This window comes from Bacillus sp. B1-b2, assembly GCF_009183415.1.
In the GTDB taxonomy this organism is placed as follows: domain Bacteria; phylum Bacillota; class Bacilli; order Bacillales; family Cytobacillaceae; genus Niallia.
In genome coordinates this window covers 38,986-58,026 of record NZ_WEHU01000026.1, presented here as the reverse complement: position 1 = coordinate 58,026, position 19,041 = coordinate 38,986, and the positions used below count along the sequence as shown (strand labels likewise).

Here is a 19,041-nt window from a genome sequence, read left to right as displayed (position 1 = left end):
AATTGTTTAGATACCTTTTCTTATGAGACACCCAAAATAATTTTGTAATTAGTTTATTTTGTCACAGGAATTTAAACGTTGGAAATGGATCGAAAAACAAAAATGGAGGTCCGTTTTACATTTCTTCTATATTAATCCCAATATATTCCGTAATTCTGCTGCGGCTGACTAAGTATATTCGATGTTAAAAAGACTCCAACAGGGGGGCAAGGCACTACTACTAATTATGTTAACTAGTTTTGTATAGAGTATTCATTTGATATTTGTAAAAAAGGGCATGAATGTATGCTTTTTTTCATACTGTATTTTGGAGGTGGAAAAATGACAAGAGTAGCTTACCAAAATGCAGACGTCGATTTAATGGCAAGGATGATGAGAGCAGAAGCTGAAGGCGAAGGACCACAAGGAATGCTATATGTTGGAAATGTCATTGTTAACCGTGTTGTAGCAGATTGTGCTGACTTTAAGGAATTAAGAACAATTAGAGATGTCATTTTTCACGTACAAGGAGGAAATTACTCTTTTGAAGCTGTTCAAAAAGGTAATGTATTTTATCAAAGAGCAAGAGAATCTGAAAGAAGATTAGCAAGAAAGAATTTGGAATATTGGAGAGATCACCCAGCGAAATATGCTCTTTGGTACTTTAATCCATATGGTCCGTGTCCTCCAACATGGTATGACCAACCTTTTACTGGTCAATTTAAACAACATTGTTTTTATGAACCAGCGCCTGGAACATGTGAAAGCGTTTATAGTCCTCGTTGAGGAAAAGATTCGAATATTTATAAAAACTAAAATAAACTTTTTAGTAACCGTATTTACCTAAGAAAGATTGTAAAATACTAACTTAACAAAAAGGTACATTAATTGAGTAAGCAGCAAAAAAGGATCTTCTTACTGGAAGATCCTCAGAGGGTTTGTCAAACCGCTGGGAGGTGCGAACCACTTCGGTTTTATGCCAATGGTTTCTTCAATGAGAGCATTCGTCTTTTCTAACTCTTGTATGGTATCACTTTTAGATCGCTTCTTAAGATCTAGATGACTATAAGCATGATTTCCAATTTCATGGCCTTCCCGATAGATCATCTTAGCTAGGTCAGGATTCTTTTTAACCCAGCTACCATCGAAAAAAAATGTCGCCTTCACCTTGGATTCCTTTAGTGTGGTAAGGATCGTTGGAATGTACTCATTACCCCAAGCAACATTTATTAATAACGCCACCATAGGCTTTTCTGGATTTCCTTTATAAATCGGGATGGGTGCTAGATTTTCTAAATGGACATTTGGAGGTTTTTCCTTATAAACAACTTTGTTTTTGTGAAAATTACCATCTGATTTCATTTTTTTATAACTAGATTCAATATCTACATCCAATCCATTGTATCCAGGAATTGCCTTCCACACTCTATCGACTTTTGCATCAATCGGTTCAATTTTATGTTCCTCTCTATACACTTTAATTTCTTTGTAAAGTTCATCATTTTTCTCCTTTAAGGCTGCTGTACCAGAGCCAATAGTATTAAATGGTCCAATAAGATCCGTAATTGTTAAAATGAAAGTACTTAAAAACACTATTAGTATTAGCGAATTTTTTTCCTCATAAAACTCCTCCGCAATATAAACTAATAATTTTAAAATACCCATCAACAATAGACTTATGTAATTAAAAAAAAACAATCATAACACTAATCTTATAGGCTTATTATTCCCATCCCATTAACTACACCGTAGGAAAAATCGGCTTTCTTCATGTCGATATTGCTTAGCGTATGTTTCCACGTTTGTTGTTGGGACTCTCAATAAAAAATTATTTTCCTTTAATTAAGGATGTTATTAAACCCACAGAGGTAATAGCTATACATGAATAAATGAAGGTATCTAATTTTAATAAAGCCAGACATGCCAACACAATAATTCCATCTATCAGTATGATTACAAGTGCAATATTTAACGAAAAAGTTTCAGAAATAATTTCAGCTAGTAAGTCAGTTCCTCCAGTGCTTGTCTTATATCGCAGCATTAGACCAACACCAACTCCAATTATTGCACCTCCAATTAGTGCGCTTGCAAGTTGGGGAATAAAAAATTGAGAACGAAGAGGAACAAGTAAATCAATAAATAAGGACGAAACCAATAAGCCTTGCAAACTACTAAAAAAATACTCTTTTTTATTTATTGAGGAAAATATACAAATAGGGATACTTAACCCCACCATTATAATACCAGTTGGAAATTTAAAAAAATAATGAAGTAATAGTGCGATCCCAAGGATTCCACCATCTATTAAATGATGAGGAACTAGAAACCCATTCACACCAACTCCTAATAACAGACTTCCAATAAGAGTAGCTATTAATTTCTTAAAAATAACAATCACCTTGTCTCATTTTTAATCTAATAATATGTCGGGGTTTTAAGGTTAAGAATAAGAATGCAGAGGAAAAATTAAATATATTAGGGAATACTTCATTTATTAGGGGATAATCGCCTCCACTTTCCCCCTTTCTTAAAAGGCATTAAAGTATCTAAAGAAAGTAATTCTTTAGGTACTTTAATGCTCCGAAATCCCATAAGTAAAAAATAATTTAAACTTCAGTAAAGTTACTATTACTCCCTTGATCCCATATATCTAAATCCCTTTTTAGTTCACTCCGTTTTTTTATTTATTGTGTAATAAGGTAAGTTTCCTTGAGCTGACGAAATAATTCGTGCAAAACTAAAATCATTTATGTTTATTTCCTTTATAGGCAAGTTAAATTATTTAAATTAATGAGAATTGCACTCTTATCACAAAGACACATATTCTATTCTAAAAATAAATTACTAACGTCTATCTGTGAAGATTACCTATACAGGAGCATTTTTCCCAAACAAAATGGGACTTCTCAATGAGGTCCCATTTCCTTGTTGTGCGCCCGGCATGCACATGAACTATAGGGTGCGAGTCCCGAACCCCGAAGACAGAAGTAGAGGTTAGCCAAGAGCTAGGGTGTCCGTGGTGACGCGGAATCTGAAGGAAGCTGGAGGCAAAACACCGGTCCGAGGAACACGAATCTCATACAAGGCTAGTTACGACTGGATGAGTTTGCAACACAAAACAAAGTCCTTTCTGTCGAAGGTCATACCTAGTAAATGAGGCGGATAGATGGTGTAAAAGTGCATGTGCTTACCCGGGGAGGTCTGATGGAAACGTGAAGTACCCTTCATAACCTACTTGGTGACAAGTAGCTGAATCATCAGAAGTCAGCAGAGGTCATAGTACGATTGGGTCTAGAACCAGTCGGAAGGACTGAACAATTAAGAGAGATTAGCCCTTGGCTTTCCATCTAGAATGAAATAGCACAGAAAACAGAGAAACCTCACGCTTAGAAAGTAGTGGTGAATCCCACGAGGGTATTTGCGGAGGGTGGAGTTCAGATGGGCATAATAAGATAAGCTAATCACGGAAAGGAACGAAATGGTGATGTTGAATCAAATTCTTGAACGGCAAAATATGATACAAGCGCTAAAGCGAGTGGAAGCGAATAAAGGAAGCCATGGAGTAGACATGATGCCCGTACAAACCTTACGACAGCACATCCTCGAAAATTGGGAAACCATTAAATCGCAGATTTTGAATGGAACCTATGAACCACAACCAGTACGTCGAGTCGAAATCCCGAAACCAGATGGTGGTGTGCGTTTACTAGGTATCCCAACCGTGACAGATCGTTTGATTCAACAAGCTATCTCGCAGATTTTATCAAAGGAATATGACAAAATATTTTCGGACCACAGTTATGGATTCCGTCCAAATCGGAGTGCCCATGACGCTGTTCGGAAAGCAAAGGGTTATTTAAAGGAAGGTTATCGATGGGTGATTGATATGGATTTAGAGAAATTCTTCGATAAGGTCAATCATGACCGACTAATGGCAACATTAGCGAAACGAATTTCAGATAAATCTTTATTAAAACTTATTCGTAAATATCTCCAAGCTGGTGTCATGATAAATGGAGTGATTTCAAGTATAGAAGAAGGAACACCACAAGGTGGACCTTTAAGTCCCTTACTTTCAAACATAGTTCTAGATGAACTCGATAAAGAGTTGGAGGAACGTGGACATAAATTCGTTCGATACGCAGATGATTGCAATATTTATGTGAAAACAGAACGTGCGGGTCTAAGAGTAATGGCGAGTGTACAAAGATTTATTGAGGGAAAACTTCGTTTAAAAGTAAACGAAAAGAAATCAGCGGTAGACCGTCCTTGGAACCGGAAGTTCTTAGGTTTTAGTTTCACGAATCACAAAGAACCAAAGGTTCGTCTTGCGAAAACAAGTCTAGTTCGAATGAAGAAGAAAATACGAGAGATTACCTCAAGAAAGATGCCATACTCCATGGAATACAGAATCAAGATGTTAAACCAATATCTAATGGGGTGGTGTGGTTATTTTGGATTAGCAGATACAAGTTCCACATTCAAATCACTAGATAGCTGGATTAAAAGAAGATTAAGAATGTGTCTATGGAAGAATTGGAAGAAACCTCAAACAAGAGTCAGAAATCTTACTCGGTTGAAAGTTCCTTCTGGAAAAGCATACGAGTGGGGAAACACCCGAAAAGGGTACTGGCGCATTTCTAAAAGCCCCATATTACACAGAACCCTCGGCAATTCCTATTGGGAAAGCCAAGGGCTGAAAAGTCTACAAGTTCGTTACGAAACTTTGCGTTATTCATCTTAATTGAACCGCCGTATACGGAACCGTACGTACGGTGGTATGAGAGGTCGGGAGTTAATCACTCCCTCCTACTCGATTATTAAGTATAATAATCTCTTTAATGGAGAGATAAACCAAACTGTTGTTCGTTTTATGAACTAACCGTTTTTATAACCGGTAACTAAACCATTAGCTCTAAGCTCGTGAAGGGGTAGCGTCCCGAAAATGCGGATTTACAACGTTAAGCTGTTTTCATTGTTAAAAACGAAGGATTTAACAACGATAAGACTTTTGAGACAAGTCTTACGAGACACTAGTAAGCTTTATTTTACGTAAAATCGGTTAAGTCCCAATAGATTAGACCATATTGATATAAACCTCATACCCCTTGATATAACAACGATTGTATTCTCAACGTTGTAAATTGTGAAAATCCTGACGCTACCCCGTGAAGTGGTGTCAGCTCCAATCTGGACTCCAAACTCCTATTCTCAATTTTATACTTCAAAATACCTGTTTATAATACATGTTGTATTAGTGATGATTTTAATTTATACAGAGTCATGATGCTAAAAAAAAGATATACGGATAATACGGATAATAAAAATAAGGATAACCATACCAAAATGGGCTCAATAACGTACCAGCCAACAAACCACCTAATAAACCGCCTAGAAATGGGCTTCTCCACCAATATGGTCTCCAAAAGAAGGGAGATCCAAAAAATGGTCTAAAGGGAAAAGGCCTAAAAAATGGTCTAAAGAAAATGGCCTTATACCCCAAATCCTTTGGTCTAAATTTTCAACCTGATTATTTTGCCGAGATGGATCGTAATAATATTGCGGTTCTGAATTCATGAAAAGGGATTTTAAATCAGGCTTAAATCTGTAATTGGTGCTTTGTTAAGGGCTAGAACATCGCATCTTTTTTATAAACGTCGCGACTTTCTTAAAAATATCGCGTCTTTTTTATTAGTATTGCAACTTTATTTCAAAGCTACAGAAGATTTATTTTAGTAATATTTTGGCTTAATTTTAAAACGAAAGGAATCTCAATAATTGTCTATCCAAAGGAATAATTGCTATTTAGAATTGAGGATAAAACATTTTATTCGAGGCATTCTATCTTTGTACTAAACCACAAACAGGAGGAAGTAGCATGGCTAATCAAATTGATACTAATAAATTAAAACAAGCAGAGGCAGCCTCTTCTATAGTAAAAGATATGATAACTTCAGCGATTGAACAATCTGCTGCTAATACTACTCTTGCTTCAGAAGCATTAAAACAAGCATCAAATGAAGTTGCAGGCGGTTTTCTATATTTATTGTGTTTAATTAAGTTCAGTAAAGGGAACGGTGGAAAAAATTTGAGATGAGACATATTACCCAAAAAGATTATACATCGCAAACCTATAATCGTCGCCAAATAGAAGAACTGATGGGGATTTGGAAACGAGGTTACTACAGAAAAAATGGTGCTATTCACCAAAAGTAATTTTATAACTATATTCCCAAAAAATTCACCACATAAGAAAATTCTGATTCGGGTAATCTAAAAAGGTCAAAAAATTCAAGGAGGATTCATCATGACAGTAATAAATGATGTTAAGACAGCTCTAGCAGGATTAAAAAGTGCACAAGCAAGTTTCGAAACATTTGCTCTTGGTACAGATAATCAACAGGCAAAGCAACTTTACCAAGATGCTGCTAAACAAACCCAATCTGTTATTAACAGCCTTGAACCACGCGTTCAACAAATTGAACAAGAAGAACCTCAATACAAACAACAATAATGAGTAAGATAAAAAAGGTTGGCCTCCCAACCAACCTTTTTTAATTCCTTTAAATAATGGGAAAAACGGAGATGGTTTCATGAAAGACAAAATAACCAAAATAAAAATTTTTCTTTCCATTTTAGCCGTGATCGGGTTTGGAACAGGATGTAACGATAACCAAAATCAGTTAGATGAGGATAACAATCATTTAGGTATTTCACAAGTACATACGAGTAAACCCATCGGTCAATCTGTTGCCAATAGGGCTAAAGAAAAGATTATTACCAAAGAAGAAATTTCAGATGTAAAGGCTGTGAATACAGATAAAGAGCTTTTTGTAGCAATAAAGGTAGAAAATTTCAATCGTTTTCGATTAAAAAGTATCGAGAAGACAGTAAAGTCAGACTTAGAAAAAATGTATCCGAATCATAAAGTCGTCGTTTCGACGGATAAAAAAATGTTCTGGGAACTCGAAAAAATAGAACAAAGACTGCAAAAAAACAATATGAATAAGAAAAGCTTGAAAAAAGATTTGCAAAAACTTGAAAGTATTCTAAAGGAACAGACGTAAAGAGGAAGGATCGAGCTATGTCAAATAATCAAAAGAAACAATTAACTCCTGTCCAACAGGAGTACCAGGAATTACAAAAACAACGTGAAATAAAAAGACCGGTTGTAACAAATTGTATAAAAGCCTTTCTAACAGGTGGTCTCATCTGTCTTATTGGTCAGCTTATTCAAGACTTTTACATCTATTATTTTGATTTTACAGAGCAAACGGTCGGAAATCCGACGGTAGGTACTTTGATTTTTATTACGATGCTTCTTACCGGTTTTGGAGTATATGATCGAATGGCCCAATTTGGGGGAGCAGGGACAGCTGTACCCGTAACTGGTTTTGGTAATGCGGTCATATCACCTGCCATTGAACATCGAACCGAAGGATTTGTACTGGGCGTAGGCGGCAATATGTTTAAACTAGCCGGTTCTGTCATTTTATTTGGTGTGTTTTCTGCTTTTATCATTGCCTTAATTAAAACAATTTTAATCAGATGGGGTGGTTTATAATGCTTGCAGGTCATCGTACATGGGTTTTCGAACAAAAGCCTGTGATTATTTCCACTGGAACAGTAGGTGGACCATTTGAAGCAGATGGAGCTATATCGGAAGATTTTGATCTTCTTCATGCCGATTTATGGCTCGGACAGGATTCCTATGAAAAAGCACATAAAGTTTTTTTTGAAGAAGCTTGTCAAAAGGCAATGGAAAAAGGAGAAATACAAAAGGAACAGGTTCAGTTTCTTCTCGCAGGGGACTTGATCAATCAGATTACTCCCACAAGTTTCGCTAGTCGAACCATTGGAGCTCCTTATTTTGGTTTATTTGGTGCTTGTTCTACCTCTATGGAAGGATTGGCTCTAGGTGCTTATATTATTAATACAAAGGGGGCTAAATATATATTAACAGGGGCTTCGAGTCATAACACAGCTGTTGAAAAACAGTTTCGTTATCCGACAGAATATGGAGGACAAAAACCACCTACTGCACAATGGACGGTTACTGGTGCTGGTGCGGCCCTTTTAAGTGATTCTGGGGATGGACCGAGTGTCACTTCTGCTACGATAGGCCGTGTGATTGATATGGGACTGACCGATCCATTTAATATGGGGGGGGCTATGGCACCAGCTGCTGTTGATACGATTGAAGCGCATTTAACGGAAAGAAAGATTGATCCCTCTTATTATGATTTAATCGTCACTGGGGATCTTGGAAAGATAGGGCGTGAAGTTTCCCTTGATTTATTTAAAAAGCATGGAACTTCCATTAGTGAAGGACAATTCCAAGATTGTGGACTTATGATTTATCGGAAAGGACAACCAGTCCTCGCAGGGGCAAGTGGGGCGGGGTGTTCAGCAACAGTAGTCTATGGTCATTTATTAAATCGCATGAAAAAAGGCGAATTTAAAAGAATGTTAGTAGTGGCCACTGGTGCTTTATTATCACCTCTTTCTTTCCAGCAAAATGATACGATTCCTTGTATCGCTCATGCGGTATCGATTGAATACGGAGGTGAACAATCATTATGACCTACTTTTGGGCTTTTACCGTAGGTGGTTTGATTTGTGTCATTGGGCAAATTATGTTTGATGTGTTTAAACTAACTCCGGGACATACGTTAAGTACCCTTGTAGTAGTGGGGGCCATTTTAGATGGGTTTGGATTATATGAACCCTTGATTGACTTTGCTGGTGCAGGAGCTACCGTACCTATTACAAGCTTTGGGAATTCCCTTGTACATGGGGCCATGCAAGAGGCAGAACAACATGGGTTAGTTGGTGTGCTCACAGGAATGTTTGAAGTGACCAGTTCAGGAATTTCAGCAGCCATTATTTTCGGCATGATAGGGGCTTTAATTTTTAAACCAAAAGGATAAGGAGAATCTAGGATGACAGTAGGATCAGATGTCAAACAATGTTTTGTCAGTTTAAAAGGAGTAGAAGCAAGTCTTTCAAGTTTAGCATTACAGACTCTAGATGATGATTCGAAACGTTCATTACATGAAACCATGATGGTTGTACATGAAGTAGTCACGGATTTAAAAAAACGAGTTGGAGAATTAGAACAAGAGGAATTTCAGTACAAAGGTTTTTAAGAGATATAATTTTTATAGGGGGTGTTAAGTGGTGCCTGAATGGTTAGATATTGCCGTAAGGTCAATATTCTTTGTTGTTGTTTTATTTTTTATTACAAAATGGTTAGGGAAAAAGCAAATCTCTGAATTATCTTTCTTTGAATATGCAACTGGTATTTCCATTGGAAGTATAGGTGCTGAAGTTGCTATGGGACTGGAACGGAACATTTTTCATGGAATCATTGGAATTGTCATTTTTGCAGCAATACCCTTTTTATCTGGTTTGCTTTCCTTAAAAAGTAAAAAGTTCCGTGATTTTGTAGAAGGAACAGGAACTGTCTTTATAAAAGATGGGAAAATCATGGAAGATAATTTAAAAAAGGAAAGATACACGACAGATGAATTATTAGAATTACTTCGTAAGAAGGATGTTTATCAGGTGTCTGATGTAGAATTCGCTGTATTAGAGGCAACAGGGGATTTATCCGTCATGTTAAAGAAAGAAAACCAACCATTAACAGCAAAGGATCTAAACTTGACGGTTGCTTCAATTAAAGAGCCTCAGACTGTCATTATGGATGGTGTGATCATGGATGAACCACTTGCGACTATTGGACGAAGCCGTGCTTGGTTACACACTGAATTAGAAAAACTTGGTGTAACGGTAGAAAATGTTTTTCTTGGACAAGTTAATTCCTATGGAGAGTTAACAGTTGACCTGTTTGACGATCAATTACAAGTCGCATCTCCTCAAGAAAGACCTTCAATTCTTTCGACCATGAAAAAATGCCAAGCAGACTTAGAGTTGTTTGCTCTTGGAACCGAATCAAAAGAAGCTAAGCAAATGTATAGTAAAAATAGTGAAAAACTACAAGAAGCTATTGATAAAGTGATGCCTATTTTAAAAGGATAATGGTTTATTTCGCTATATTGGATGATCTTAAGACACATAACAAAAAAGTAGTACCATTTTTTGCATAATAACATTAAGTCGAATCTTGAAAATAAAATCTTTGGAAAAATATCTTTTTTTAAATTGATTAGAGGGTGCTTAAAATATTAAAACATTACTGGTTAACTTTCTCTGTTAATTTTTGCAGTATTGTCAAAGAGATGAACATCCTTAGTCTGACTTCAGACTAAGGTGATTTTTCCTAAGAGGTGTTAGAAGTGTCTATTTTTTTAGTTAAATTAATTTATATATATATTGTTTTTATTGTATCCATAAAAATTTTAGGGAATCAGCCCTAGCACAACTTACCCCTCACGAATTTGGAGCGATTCTATTTTTATCTTATTTAGCATTGGGGTCCATTAAAGTAAATGGAGTAACAGAGGGGATTATTGGAATCATTGTTATAACGGGCGTCACTTAGTTATATCAAAATTAAGTTTATTAAATTGGTTAAACCCTTTTATTATAGGAAAACCGACTATTTTAGTTAAACATGGAAAAATTGTATATAAAAATTTAAGGAAAAATAGATATCCTTTATCTGAGCTGTTGTCAGGTTTAAGAACAGCAAGATATCCAGATATTCAAGATATTGAATATGCGATTTTGGAAGCAACAGGTGAAATCAGCATTTTACCAAGGAAAGAATTAGTTCCTGTTACTCCAAAGGATTTACATATGAAAGTAGAATACCATGGATTCCCAATAGCTGTTGTAATTGAAGGGAAAGTTCAGAAGCGTAATTTAAAATTAATCAACAAGAATGAAGAGTGGCTTAAGCAAGAACTAAAGGCAAAGGGATATCATCAAATTAAAGATATATTTTACGCTTCTGTTAGAGATACCGACCATTCACTAAACATTAACACATTTGATATTAGCGACTAATCTTAAAACGATTTCCCCTCCCTATATTAATCCTAGATAAACGGTTTTAGGTAAATATGGTTTTCTTAGTACAGTACCTTATCAAACTATCAAGTTCTAAGTATTTTTGAAGAAAGATGAGAAACCAAATGCATCATTATAACTTTTTCCATACTATGGGGATATAAAGAGTGAAACTTTGAGTGTGGTTGTTGTTTAATAATTAATTTTCTTTCCCGAAAAAACAGTCAAATGCCTAAAAGGCTAATGCTATAATAGAGTTTTCCATTAATCTAATAAAAATCAATTCACCAACAAATTGATCCGAAATAATTAATTAAAAAGCCGATTTTTCCTTGACATAAAAGGAGAATCGGCTTTTTACTAGTTATCCCTATTACTCATCTTTATTATCCCTATCGAAGAGGGGCAGATCTCAACAAGAAAAATTGCTAATTTTAAAGTTGGGCATGTATTCGATATATCCCAAACGAATGCACCATTAGAAGATTTACCAAAAATATTCCCTAATAAACAGTTTAATTTCCAAATTGAAGAAGGCAGAAATGTCGAGCATTTAAGGAAAGGGATAGAAGCTGTTTCTAAAGAATTAAATATCGATATGAGAGATATGCGACAATCGGAATTAGGTGTAACAGAATTAGGAGCATCTAAAGGTGCCTTTGTTCAAGGTAAAGATGGTAAAGGTAAAGAGATTGTTATGAATAGTCGTAACACAGAAACACAAGCATTAGCAACGTCTATTCATGAGTTGGCCCATATAGTACCATTATGACCAAGTGCAATCTACGTTAAGCGATGGGAGCCGTTTCGTTCATTATGACTATAGAGATAAGTTTAATATCAACCTCGGTGAACCGTATCATAAGTAAAAGAGGTTTTTGAGGGCATATAAGATTCTAAACATTGAAAAACAGTTAATTTATCTAATCAAGTTTTTAAATTGACTAGCACTTTGAAAGGATGTTGACACGCTAGTAAAGCAAAAAGGCTGCCTAAAAAACAAAAATTTCTTTTAGCCAGCCTTTTGGATTATGCAGTTTTGGAAATGAGTTCGTTAATTTTTAATAAGACCCTTGATTCATCATTAGCGGAATGGAAGCCTTTTGATATATTCTTTTATGTATAATTTATTTTAAATAAAAGAAAACACAATCCCTGTTCAGTTGAACCAATCCACAGCATAAATGATCCAAATACTCCGCAATTAAGCATAAAAAGCACCTTCCTTACAGTTAAGTGAAGGTGCTTCTTTTCTAATAGATTTTGTAAAGCAACATTGTAAATGTAAGCTTATGCTTAATTGTTTAATTCCGAAATATCCATTTCTTTTATGATTTCTGCTATCCGATTTTTTCCCCATTCATACATCATTTCAACGATAGGAAGTAAAGTCATCCCCAATTCAGTCATGGAATATTCCACTTTCGGTGGAACTTCTGGATAAACCTCGCGATGAACTATTCCATCTTCCATCAGTTCTCTTAATTGATTCGTTAATATTTTATGAGATATTTTTGGAAAAAGCCTTTGGAGATCACTGAATCGATGTGGTCCTTCTACCCCTAAATGCCATAAAATAACGATTTTCCATTTACCACTTATAATTGATAAGGTAAGTTCTTTTTCACAATTATAATCACCATTTATGATCTTTTCTTTAACTTCATCTCTAAATGTATCTGGCATAAATTCTTACCTCCTTATTTGTATCAATTGTAACCTGTTGGTAACCTCCTTACAAAAAAGTGCAGTCTTCACAGTGAAGAAACCCAGCAGTAGAATGAAATAGTCGTCTTACCGGCGAATTATTTTTATTAATGAGGAGGAACTACTAATGAGTAAAAAAGCACTTTTAATTATACCACCAGAACGTTTCAATGAAGACGAATTATTTCAACCAAAAGCGGAATTGGAAAGCAACGGAATTGAAGTGACAATTGCAAGTACAAAAACAGGTGAAATCATAGGGGATTATGAAGGTAAAGCAATTGCTGAGGTCATTTTCTCAGACGTTTCTGCGACTGACTATGATGTTGTATCTGTTATTGGTGGATCTGGTACGAACGATCATTTATGGGAAAATAAAGAATTACAAGACTACTTGAAACAAGCGTATACTAATAAAGTTCTTGTAACAGGGATTTGTGCAGGTGCGGTTACTGTAGCTAAAACGGGTTTACTTACTGGAAGAGAAGCAACTTGCTATCCAGTAGATATACAAAAAGACCAATTAAAAGCGAATAAAGTAACATATGTTGAAAAACATGTTGTTGCTCATGATGATATTATCACTGGTGATGGTCCAGATGGCGCTAAAGAATTTGGAGAAGCTTTAGTAAAAGCATTAAGCTAATTCTACAGTCTCTTCGCTGAATTTTCATATAATCAAAAGCCTACGGAATTAATTCCGTAGGCTTTTGGCTATCCAAATGTAAGAAAAATACACCAAATATTAACTCTGATTCAATATGAACCGTGTTACGATATTTATATAGTTTTACTAGGTCGTCTTTTAGTTGAATATCAATCAAATTCAATCGAAAATCAAACCTCAACTTTTTCGTCATACTAAAAAAGTTAAGAGTAAACAGTAAAAGCTTACATAATTGAAGCTGATAAGAGATTTAAAAGGGTATATTTTTTACACGATGCTGGGAGGGACATAAACCCCACTGCCACCTTAAAACTTTATAAAAGAAAGACAAACTACTCATTATTAAGGAGGATTAAAATGGAACATATTGTAATTAATGCTGTATTAAAACCAAAAGAAGGCCTGCAGGGGCAACTATTATCAGAACTCAAAAAGGTACAAGCGGTATCAAGGGAAGAGAGTTTTTTTAGTGGTCTTTATTAAGAAGGGAGCATTTCGCCGTATCTCCTTCGAAACAAATCTTTTGATTTGGACAGACCAAATGGCTAATATATTAATATCGCGAATTACCGATTTGGCGTGATGCTTTCAGATCATCTATCCAGCGTCCATTGGGATAGTGATAATCGATATAGAAAGAGGCAAATGACATTGAAGCAGAAATTGGAACGCTTAAATGATGAACAAGCCGTTGAAATTTTTAAAGCATTGTCGAACCAGACGAGGGTGAGCATTCTTCAAATGTTAAAAGATCCCGACAGTCATTTTTCACCGCAAGCCCATATTATTGCTGATGAAGGATTTGAAGGTGGGGTTTGCGTAGGGGATATCCGAAGCAAGGCCGGGATTTCGCAATCCACTACTTCACAGTATTTATCGATTCTGCTGCAAAGCGGACTGGTTGAAATGAAGCGAATCGGACAATGGACGTATTATCGCCGTAATGAGGAAACGATTAAAAAGTTAGAAAAATACATTGGTACAAAAATTTAAGGAGAATTGAAGTGAGTTTATTACAGCATCGAGCATATAACAGGTTGTACCAAAAGGATAAAATGACGCTTGGTTTCACGATTCCGACGGCAAGGATGTCCAAATATCCGATTATGGAAAATCAGTTGTCGCTTGCCCGCAAAATTGAAGACCATGGTTTCGCGGCATTGTGGCTTCGGGACGTTACGATTCAGAATTTGAATATTGATGATAACGGTCAATTGTATGATGTATGGATTTATTTGACCTATCTTGCGGCCCATACCAAGGAAATTGCACTTGGGACGGCGAGTGTGGTCCTCCCGCTGCGCCACCCTGTCCGAGTGGCAAAGGAAGCATCATCTATTGACCGGTTGTTTCCCGAACGGCTGATCATGGGAGTGGCTTCAGGAGACCGGGATAAAGATTTCACAGCTTTGGGAATATCCAAGCTCGAAAGCGGAGGGCTGTTTAAAAAGAATTATGCATTCCTTGAACGGCTATTAAAGGAGCACAATCCCACTATCAACAGCGATTTAGGCATCATCGATGGAACGGATATGAGAATGATCCCCAAACCTTTTTCTTCGATTCCGACCATGGTGACAGGATTCAGCAATCAATCGATTGAATGGATCGCCCAGAACGGGGACGGCTGGATCCAGTACCCGAGGATTATCCCGCAACAAACTCAATTGATTAACGAGTATCGCGAGTTGTCGGAAATTTACGCCCCAGGAGTGTTTAAACCTTTCACTCAGACTTTATTTATCGATTTATCGGAAAATCCCGATTTGTCTCCTGTTCCGATTCCGTTAGGATTTCGTGTAGGGCGCAAACAGTTATTAGAAATTCTATATCAATTTCAATCCATTGGTGTCAATCACCTGGCATTTGTATTGTATTTTTCAAAGCGCCCTCCAGAGGAAGTCATCCAGGAGCTTGGAGAGTTTGTGTTGCCTTACTTTTCGACTCATGAAATTCCAGTATTAGATTAGTTTTAAAAATTAGATAAGGGAAGAAGATGAACTTATGTCTAAACATGCAAATAAACTAAACGAAATTCCTTTCTCGGTGCTTGATCTTTCACCGATAACAGCCGGAAGTACTCCTGCTGACTCTTTCCGCAATACATTGGAACTCGCACAGCATGCTGAAAAACTTGACTACAAACGTTTTTGGCTCGCTGAACATCACAATATGCCGTTTATCGCCAGTTCCGCCACTTCTGTGGTGATGTCCCATGTGGCAGCCGGTACATCAAAAATCCGGGTTGGTTCAGGAGGAATCATGCTGCCGAATCACGCTCCGCTCGTCATCGCTGAACAGTTTGGCACTCTTGAATCCTTATATCCTGGGCGAATTGACCTTGGTCTGGGGCGTGCACCTGGTACAGATCAGTTGACCGCTCGTGCATTGAGACGCGACTTGAGAAGTACCGGAGATGACTTTCCTGAGCAATTAGCGGAACTCCGCGGTTACTTTGATCCATCCCTGGCCCAAGGGAACCCTATAAAAGCGATTCCGGGTGAAGGTTTGAATATTCCAATCTGGCTGCTGGGTTCAAGCGGCTTCAGTGCGCAGCTGGCCGGAGAACTGGGTTTGCCATTCGCGTTTGCCGCCCATTTCTCGCCACTTAACACTCTGGGTGCTCTACAGATCTATCGCAAGGCGTTTAAGCCTTCGAATGTTCTCGATAAGCCGTATGCGATGGTGGCATTGAATATCATTACAGCAGAAACGGATAAAGAGGCAAAGCGCCTTTTCACAACCCTGCAGCAGCAATTTTTGAATCTGATGAGTGGCAACCTTACACAGCTTCAACCACCGGTAGATGACATTTCCGAATTGGCCAGCAGCTACCAATTAAAGTCTCTCGAGCAGCAATTAGGCTCATCGATTGTTGGCAGCCAGCAGACGGTAAAGGACAAGCTATATACATTTTTGGAGGAGAGCCAGGCAGATGAAATAATGGTCATTGCACAAGTTTACGACCACAAAGCTCGCCTGCATTCATACGAGCTTCTGTCAGAAATTACAAAAAGTGAAAGGTAATAAGGAGGACATCAGCAAGGAAAGTATTGATGTTTTACTTGATAAAAGGGAACCGTTTTTAGATGTGGTTTGGATCAAGTATTTCTATGTGTCACAAGCAGGATTTGACATCACGAATTCTTCCAAAGGGCATCACCATCCTTAAACACGTGACAGAGCGATACTAAATGTTTTTATACCATCATATATCTAGCAGTAACATATACTAAAAACAGTAGATTATTTGTATTTATTGTGTTAAATGAGAATAATACCAACGATGCTTTACAATTATAAGGGGGCTTATCATAATGAGCAAAAAAATCGCTACACTAATAACAGACTTATTTGAAGATGTAGAATTCACAGAACCAGCACGAGCATTTAAAGATGCTGGTCATCAAGTGATCACAATCGACATACAGGCTGGAAAAGATATTACTGGTAAAAAAGGTGAAGCAGTAAAAATTGATAAAGGAATTGGGGAAGTTAATCCTCAAGACTTTGATGCTTTATTCATCCCTGGCGGCTTCTCTCCCGATTTATTACGTGAAGACGACCGTTTTGGTGAATTCGCAAAAGCATTTATACAAGAAGGTAAACCTGTTTTTGCCATTTGCCATGGCCCACAAGTATTAATTGATACAGACCTATTAAAAGGCGTCGACATAACAGGTTTCAAATCAATAAGGAACGATCTCAAAAATGCAGGTGCTAACTACAAAGATGAAGAAGTTGTGGTAAGCAATAATATTGTAACAAGCCGTTTTCCGGATGACATTCCTGCCTTTAATCGTGAATCCTTAAAATTATTAGCTGAATAATAGCGTAAGTACTCAATAGTATCGTTTTAGAAATTAATATTTCACAATGAATTTCAATAAAAAAAGGTTTTAATAAGAAAGGGGTTTTACTATGTCATTAAATGGTAAACGAGTAGTTGTTTTAGGGGGTACTTCTGGTATTGGTTTAGCAACTGCCAAAGCGTTTCTCGATCAATCAGCTCAAGTGATCATTGCCAGCCGTTCTGTTTCCAAATTAAATGAAGCAAAACAAGTTCTTGGTGGCAATGTAGAAGCAATTGAAATCGATTTTCGAAGCGAAGAAAAAGTAGCAGAATTTTTCAGTAAGGTTGGAAAATTTGACCACCTTGTGGTAACAGCAGGTGAAGGCGCAATGGGGCACTTTAGCGAACTGCCTGTGGCAAGTGCAAAAGAGGCGTTTGATAGTAAATTCTGGGGGCAATATATCACTGTCCGTTTTGCACTTCCATATTTAAGCAATGAGAGCTCAATCACCTTAACCTCTGGTGTATATGGAGTTCGTCCTCCTCAAGGCGCTACTACGTTAGCGGCAATCAATTCAGCCATTGAAGGATTGGTTCGAGGACTTTCTATAGACCTAGCGCCTATTAGGGTAAACGTGGTTTCACCTGGAATTGTAGATACTCCAATCTATGCTGGAATGTCAGATGATCAGAGGCAAGCACTGTTCAACGGCATTGCACAACAGCTCCCTGTTGGACGGATTGCAAAGCCGGAAGACATAGCTGAAACCTATGTATACCTTGCTAAAAATGGTTTTACTACTGGGACGACTGTTCTTATTGATGGCGGGGCTCACTTGGTATAAGTGAGATTATAATGTTATTTTTGTGGCTATACTACAACATGTATAGCCACATTTAATTTTTTAATAATGATCCGATTTTCCAATAAACGGTAATGATTGAAGAATTGCAGTTCAAGAAAAACAAGGTGAGATATGAAAGGCATGATGAAAATGAGTTTACCTGACAATGAAAAAATATTGAGAATTAAGCATTCACTTGAAAAACGTGTAGTAACTTTACCTGATGGAACCTTTCTTCCAAGCATTGGTCAAGGAACATGGTACATGGGTGAAAATCCTGAATCGAGAAACAAAGAAATCAAAGCTTTGCAACTTGGAATTGAACTAGGCATGAAGCTAATCGATACGGCTGAAATGTACGGAAATGGCGATTCCGAACGTTTAGTTGGTGAGGCAATCAAGGGGCGTAGAGATAAAGTTTTTTTAGTATCGAAAGTATATCCTCATCATTCCGGGTTAGATTTGATTGAAAGTGCATGTGAAAATAGTCTAAAACGACTAGGAACAGATCATCTTGATTTGTATCTTTTACACTGGAGAGGTCGTGTTCCATTGGCAGAAACGATTGAAGGAATGGAGAGACTGCGCAAGGATGGTAAAATTGTAAGATGGGGAGTTTCTAATTTTGATACGGATGATATGTTAGAGTTGTGGGATACCGCTAACGGAAAAAATTGTGTGACAAATCAAGTGTTATATCATCTAGGTTCTAGAGGAATTGATTATGATCTCCTACCATGGCATCATGAACATAACATGCCAATTATGGCCTATAGTCCCCTGGCCCAGGGAGGGAGCTTAAGAAGACAATTACTAAGCGATCCAACCATCATTGAGATTGCAGAAAGATACAATGTGCAGCCATTACAAATTGCTCTTGCATGGACCATTCGTTCGAACAACGTAATTGCTATCCCAAAAGCTGTTAAGGAAGAACATGTTTTAGCCAATGCTCAAGCTGCTACTATTCAATTGACCATAGAAGATCTGAACAGACTTGACGAGGTATTTCCAAAACCAACAAGAAAAATACCTTTGGATATTATATAAAATGAATGGGAACAAAGGATCGATCG

The 19,041-nt window shown here is 37.1% G+C and carries 24 protein-coding genes and 1 pseudogene; 21 read left to right on the top strand and 4 right to left on the bottom strand.

Annotated elements, in window-relative coordinates:
- Window positions 1-321 precede the first annotated feature (321 nt).
- Complete coding sequence (locus tag F9279_RS19815) at window positions 322-765, top strand: cell wall hydrolase (RefSeq protein ID WP_031537041.1); 444 nt, start codon at window positions 322-324, stop codon at window positions 763-765.
- Window positions 766-894: 129 nt separating this feature from the next.
- On the opposite strand, the gene F9279_RS19810 is transcribed toward F9279_RS19815, so the two are convergent.
- Both F9279_RS19810 and F9279_RS19805 read right to left on the bottom strand, forming a co-directional pair.
- Window positions 895-1,644, bottom strand: a complete 750-nt coding sequence (locus F9279_RS19810; protein ID WP_081836613.1) for a polysaccharide deacetylase family protein — start codon at window positions 1,642-1,644, stop codon at window positions 895-897.
- A 163-nt stretch (window positions 1,645-1,807) separates the two neighbouring features.
- Complete coding sequence (locus F9279_RS19805; RefSeq protein WP_031537039.1) at window positions 1,808-2,377, bottom strand: YitT family protein; 570 nt, start codon at window positions 2,375-2,377, stop codon at window positions 1,808-1,810.
- A gap of 1,083 nt (window positions 2,378-3,460) precedes the next feature.
- Between F9279_RS19805 and ltrA the strand changes: the two genes are divergently transcribed.
- From ltrA to F9279_RS25305, 12 genes and pseudogenes are all read left to right on the top strand, one after another.
- The gene (gene ltrA / locus F9279_RS19800; RefSeq protein WP_031537038.1) at window positions 3,461-4,723 is read left to right on the top strand and encodes a group II intron reverse transcriptase/maturase; all 1,263 of its coding nucleotides are present in this window, start codon (window positions 3,461-3,463) and stop codon (window positions 4,721-4,723) included.
- A 1,134-nt stretch (window positions 4,724-5,857) separates the two neighbouring features.
- Window positions 5,858-6,076 (top strand): hypothetical protein, encoded by a 219-nt coding sequence (locus F9279_RS19790; protein ID WP_035416354.1) that lies wholly within the window; start codon window positions 5,858-5,860, stop codon window positions 6,074-6,076.
- Complete coding sequence (locus tag F9279_RS26000; RefSeq protein WP_264298269.1) at window positions 6,073-6,195, top strand: hypothetical protein; 123 nt, start codon at window positions 6,073-6,075, stop codon at window positions 6,193-6,195. Before F9279_RS19790 ends, F9279_RS26000 begins: the two co-directional genes overlap by 4 nt.
- A gap of 91 nt (window positions 6,196-6,286) precedes the next feature.
- Window positions 6,287-6,493, top strand: a complete 207-nt coding sequence (locus tag F9279_RS19785; RefSeq protein ID WP_031537037.1) for a DUF1657 domain-containing protein — start codon at window positions 6,287-6,289, stop codon at window positions 6,491-6,493.
- Window positions 6,494-6,572: 79 nt separating this feature from the next.
- Complete coding sequence (locus F9279_RS19780; protein WP_031537035.1) at window positions 6,573-7,046, top strand: YhcN/YlaJ family sporulation lipoprotein; 474 nt, start codon at window positions 6,573-6,575, stop codon at window positions 7,044-7,046.
- Window positions 7,047-7,063: 17 nt separating this feature from the next.
- Window positions 7,064-7,543: a stage V sporulation protein AC gene (spoVAC, locus tag F9279_RS19775; RefSeq protein ID WP_031537034.1), complete on the top strand. Its 480-nt coding sequence runs from the start codon at window positions 7,064-7,066 to the stop codon at window positions 7,541-7,543.
- Entirely contained in the window at window positions 7,543-8,562 is a 1,020-nt protein-coding gene (gene spoVAD, locus F9279_RS19770) for a stage V sporulation protein AD (RefSeq protein WP_031537033.1), read from the top strand. The genes spoVAC and spoVAD overlap by 1 nt, the downstream gene beginning before the upstream one ends.
- Window positions 8,559-8,909: a stage V sporulation protein AE gene (gene spoVAE / locus F9279_RS19765; protein ID WP_031537032.1), complete on the top strand. Its 351-nt coding sequence runs from the start codon at window positions 8,559-8,561 to the stop codon at window positions 8,907-8,909. Before spoVAD ends, spoVAE begins: the two co-directional genes overlap by 4 nt.
- Window positions 8,910-8,921: 12 nt before the next feature.
- On the top strand, window positions 8,922-9,128 hold the full coding sequence (locus F9279_RS19760; RefSeq protein WP_031537031.1) for a DUF1657 domain-containing protein: 207 nt from the start codon (window positions 8,922-8,924) through the stop codon (window positions 9,126-9,128).
- A 31-nt stretch (window positions 9,129-9,159) separates the two neighbouring features.
- Window positions 9,160-10,020 (top strand): DUF421 domain-containing protein, encoded by an 861-nt coding sequence (locus tag F9279_RS19755; protein WP_031537030.1) that lies wholly within the window; start codon window positions 9,160-9,162, stop codon window positions 10,018-10,020.
- A 257-nt stretch (window positions 10,021-10,277) separates the two neighbouring features.
- Window positions 10,278-10,950, top strand: a pseudogene (locus tag F9279_RS25770) (DUF421 domain-containing protein).
- Window positions 10,951-11,551: 601 nt separating this feature from the next.
- Window positions 11,552-11,725: a hypothetical protein gene (locus tag F9279_RS25305; RefSeq protein WP_155986741.1), complete on the top strand. Its 174-nt coding sequence runs from the start codon at window positions 11,552-11,554 to the stop codon at window positions 11,723-11,725.
- Window positions 11,726-12,249: 524 nt separating this feature from the next.
- Here F9279_RS25305 and F9279_RS19745 read toward each other — a convergent pair.
- Window positions 12,250-12,639, bottom strand: coding sequence for a winged helix-turn-helix transcriptional regulator (locus tag F9279_RS19745; protein ID WP_031537027.1), 390 nt, complete (start codon window positions 12,637-12,639; stop codon window positions 12,250-12,252).
- Between the two features lie 148 nt (window positions 12,640-12,787).
- Between F9279_RS19745 and F9279_RS19740 the strand changes: the two genes are divergently transcribed.
- Entirely contained in the window at window positions 12,788-13,306 is a 519-nt protein-coding gene (locus tag F9279_RS19740) for a DJ-1/PfpI family protein (protein WP_031537026.1), read from the top strand.
- A gap of 40 nt (window positions 13,307-13,346) precedes the next feature.
- Here F9279_RS19740 and F9279_RS25300 read toward each other — a convergent pair whose 3' ends face one another.
- Window positions 13,347-13,520: a hypothetical protein gene (locus F9279_RS25300; RefSeq protein WP_193224634.1), complete on the bottom strand. Its 174-nt coding sequence runs from the start codon at window positions 13,518-13,520 to the stop codon at window positions 13,347-13,349.
- A 164-nt stretch (window positions 13,521-13,684) separates the two neighbouring features.
- Here F9279_RS25300 and F9279_RS25995 point away from each other — a divergent pair, with 164 nt between their 5' ends.
- The 7 genes from F9279_RS25995 to F9279_RS19710 all read left to right on the top strand — a co-directional run bounded on the left by F9279_RS25995 (window position 13,685) and on the right by F9279_RS19710 (window position 19,015).
- On the top strand, window positions 13,685-13,810 hold the full coding sequence (locus F9279_RS25995; protein WP_264298268.1) for a hypothetical protein: 126 nt from the start codon (window positions 13,685-13,687) through the stop codon (window positions 13,808-13,810).
- 258 nt (window positions 13,811-14,068) lie between these two features.
- A complete protein-coding gene (locus tag F9279_RS19735) occupies window positions 14,069-14,320 on the top strand; it encodes an ArsR/SmtB family transcription factor (protein ID WP_371472758.1) in 252 nt (83 codons plus the stop codon).
- An 11-nt stretch (window positions 14,321-14,331) separates the two neighbouring features.
- Window positions 14,332-15,297, top strand: coding sequence for a TIGR03571 family LLM class oxidoreductase (locus tag F9279_RS19730; RefSeq protein WP_031537024.1), 966 nt, complete (start codon window positions 14,332-14,334; stop codon window positions 15,295-15,297).
- Between the two features lie 34 nt (window positions 15,298-15,331).
- Window positions 15,332-16,354 (top strand): LLM class flavin-dependent oxidoreductase, encoded by a 1,023-nt coding sequence (locus F9279_RS19725; protein WP_031537023.1) that lies wholly within the window; start codon window positions 15,332-15,334, stop codon window positions 16,352-16,354.
- 290 nt (window positions 16,355-16,644) lie between these two features.
- The gene (locus F9279_RS19720) at window positions 16,645-17,157 is read left to right on the top strand and encodes a type 1 glutamine amidotransferase domain-containing protein (RefSeq protein ID WP_031537022.1); all 513 of its coding nucleotides are present in this window, start codon (window positions 16,645-16,647) and stop codon (window positions 17,155-17,157) included.
- A gap of 91 nt (window positions 17,158-17,248) precedes the next feature.
- The gene (locus F9279_RS19715) at window positions 17,249-17,965 is read left to right on the top strand and encodes an SDR family oxidoreductase (RefSeq protein ID WP_031537021.1); all 717 of its coding nucleotides are present in this window, start codon (window positions 17,249-17,251) and stop codon (window positions 17,963-17,965) included.
- Between the two features lie 150 nt (window positions 17,966-18,115).
- Complete coding sequence (locus F9279_RS19710; RefSeq protein WP_031537019.1) at window positions 18,116-19,015, top strand: aldo/keto reductase; 900 nt, start codon at window positions 18,116-18,118, stop codon at window positions 19,013-19,015.
- Window positions 19,016-19,041 lie beyond the last annotated feature (26 nt).